Source organism: Microcystis sp. LE19-41.2A, assembly GCF_027530405.1.
GTDB lineage: Bacteria > Cyanobacteriota > Cyanobacteriia > Cyanobacteriales > Microcystaceae > Microcystis > Microcystis aeruginosa.
In genome coordinates this window covers 1-2,154 of sequence record NZ_JAPZQJ010000192.1, presented here as the reverse complement: position 1 = coordinate 2,154, position 2,154 = coordinate 1, and the positions used below count along the sequence as shown (strand labels likewise).

Below are 2,154 nucleotides of genomic sequence, written 5' to 3'. Positions count from 1 at the left end.
AACATCATTAGAAAAGTAATTCCTGATGTCATTGACCAGGGAATAAAGGGTTTGCCGTTTAATCCTGTAGTGCTTGACCCACTACGAATGACTAAGCTTTCAGGCTTTTAAGTAAGTTTGAGTAAGTTTAGTTGAGCGGTTCGCAACTGTGGCACACTAGAGAGTATAACTGAATTGACGGTAAGCCCTTGACTAATCAAATTACCCCTTTCGACCCCCTTCACAACCACGACGAGACGGGCCATGACCACGAGTCAAAAGGGACTCCCCACGTCCATAGCGAAGCTTCCCTGAAGCAAATTATTAACCGTCTTTCGCGTATCGAAGGACATATTCGCGGCATCAAGACGATGGTATCAGAAAATCGTCCCTGTCCCGAAGTTTTGATGCAAATTGCCGCTATTCGCGGGGCGATTGATCGCGTTGCCAGAATTATTCTCGACGAACATCTGAGCGAATGTATTGCCCGGGCTGCCCAGGAAGGTAGTATCGAGACAGAAATTGAAGAATTAAAGGCCGCCTTGGATCGCTTTTTACCCTAGATTGTGCTACAATGAGAAGTTGGCATTTTTTAGGCAGAGAGCAATTACAGGAGGTGAATTAGGTTAATGACCCAAGTGGTAGTTGGTCAGAACGAGGCGATCGAATCAGCCCTGCGTCGTTTTAAGCGACAGGTAGCGAAAGCGGGAATTTATGCGGATATCAAAAAGCATCAATTTTTTGAAACCCCTCAAGAAAAGAGAAAGCGTAAAGCAGTAGCCCGGAGACGACAAAGAACCCGTCGTCGTTAAAATTAGCCAAGTCAGAAGTCGCTCGAAAGCTTCTGACTTGCTTTTATTTTAACCTCTGTTTTGGGGGTTGGGAAGCGGGAAGTGGGGAGTGGGAAGTGGGGAGAAAAAAGCTGATAAGATAAAGTTTAGCCCTCGATCGAGTTCTAGTGTTTTCATGGTTTTACAACTGCGCGTCTATGTTCCCGAACATCCTCTGGTTAAGCATTGGTTAGCGATCGCCCGCGATCAAAATACCCCCTCGGTACTGTTTAAAACAGCGATGACGGAACTAGGGCGCTGGTTAACCTACGAAGCAGCCCGGCAATGGTTGCCGACCCTGGAAACTAGCGTTAAAACCCCTCTAGCGGAATGTCCCGCTACTTTTATCGATCCTAGCGTACCGATGGCCGTAGTCCCGATTTTACGGGCAGGATTAGCCCTGTTGGAAGGGGCGCAAAGTCTTTTACCCCTAGCTAGTACCTATCATCTCGGTTTAGCCAGAAATGAGGAAACCCTAGAGGCGAGTTGTTATTTAAATAAATTACCGGCCAGTTTTGATCCGGCCACAAGAGTCTTAATTCTTGAACCGATGTTAGCCACGGGGGGATCAATTTCAACAGCAATGGCAGAAATTACCAGCAGAGGCGTTGATCCTGCCCTGATTCGCCTGATTTCCGTGGTGGCTGCCCCGCCGGCTTTACAGAAATTGAGTCAAAATTATCCCAGCTTGAACATCTATACGGCTATTATCGATGAAGGATTAAATAGCCGCGGTTACATCGTGCCGGGGTTGGGCGATGCCGGCGATCGAGCTTTTGGAACCTATTAGGAGAAAAGGGGATTATGAGTCAGCGAGATGGGTTTACGGGCGGTTTTTTAGCCGGTGCGATTGTCGGTGGTTTAGTGGGCGGTGTTTTGGGGACAGTGTTGGCTAATCGCAGCCGTCGCGGTTTAGGAGATGGGGATAATCAAGCTTTTTTAGAGGAGATCCGCAATGGGCGCTTGACTCCAGAGGAAGGCATGGAAGTGGCCCGCCGCAGTTTAGAAGATAAAATTGCCCAGTTAAATCTAGCGATCGATGATGTGCGTCAACAGTTAGGATCGGTACAGGAAAACGGCAGCGATCATTAAAATAGGGCTGGCCGAATAAATCTAAAAACCTTGTTAGACCTCGACCTAATTTAATTAGGGTCTGCTGAAAAAGTCATTGAAAAGTACAGGTCTCTTAATCAATGATTTCACCTAGCTACAAGCATAAGCTTTAGTTGTTGATTAATTTTTAAGTTATAACTTATCCTAATCATTGACCGAGAAAAAGTGCTGTTTTTCCATTTCAGACATAAAAAAGCCCAAAAAACCTGCCTCAACAGGTTAGAAAGATTCA

At 46.2% G+C, this 2,154-nt stretch carries 4 protein-coding genes; all 4 read left to right on the top strand.

The features are described from left to right. Positions 1-188: 188 nt before the first annotated feature. Positions 189-542 carry a metal-sensing transcriptional repressor gene (locus O9290_RS08645; protein WP_002766602.1) on the top strand — a complete coding sequence of 118 codons (354 nt, stop codon included), beginning with the start codon at positions 189-191 and terminating at the stop codon, positions 540-542. Between the two features lie 66 nt (positions 543-608). Further along, the gene (rpsU, locus tag O9290_RS08640) at positions 609-791 is read left to right on the top strand and encodes a 30S ribosomal protein S21 (RefSeq protein WP_002738938.1); all 183 of its coding nucleotides are present in this window, start codon (positions 609-611) and stop codon (positions 789-791) included. A 154-nt stretch (positions 792-945) separates the two neighbouring features. Further along, the gene (gene upp, locus O9290_RS08635; RefSeq protein WP_002764021.1) at positions 946-1,599 is read left to right on the top strand and encodes a uracil phosphoribosyltransferase; all 654 of its coding nucleotides are present in this window, start codon (positions 946-948) and stop codon (positions 1,597-1,599) included. 14 nt (positions 1,600-1,613) lie between these two features. Continuing rightward, positions 1,614-1,901, top strand: a complete 288-nt coding sequence (locus O9290_RS08630; protein ID WP_002790084.1) for a ssl2009 family thylakoid membrane protein — start codon at positions 1,614-1,616, stop codon at positions 1,899-1,901. Positions 1,902-2,154 lie beyond the last annotated feature (253 nt).

Bases quoted from the DNA above. Each gene is read 5' to 3' on its own strand.
- rpsU (WP_002738938.1), top strand. From the start codon at position 609: ATGACCCAAGTGGTAGTTGGTCAGAACGAGGCGATCGAATCAGCCCTG.
- upp (WP_002764021.1), top strand. From the start codon at position 946: ATGGTTTTACAACTGCGCGTCTATGTTCCCGAACATCCTCTGGTTAAG.
- O9290_RS08630 (WP_002790084.1), top strand. From the start codon at position 1,614: ATGAGTCAGCGAGATGGGTTTACGGGCGGTTTTTTAGCCGGTGCGATT.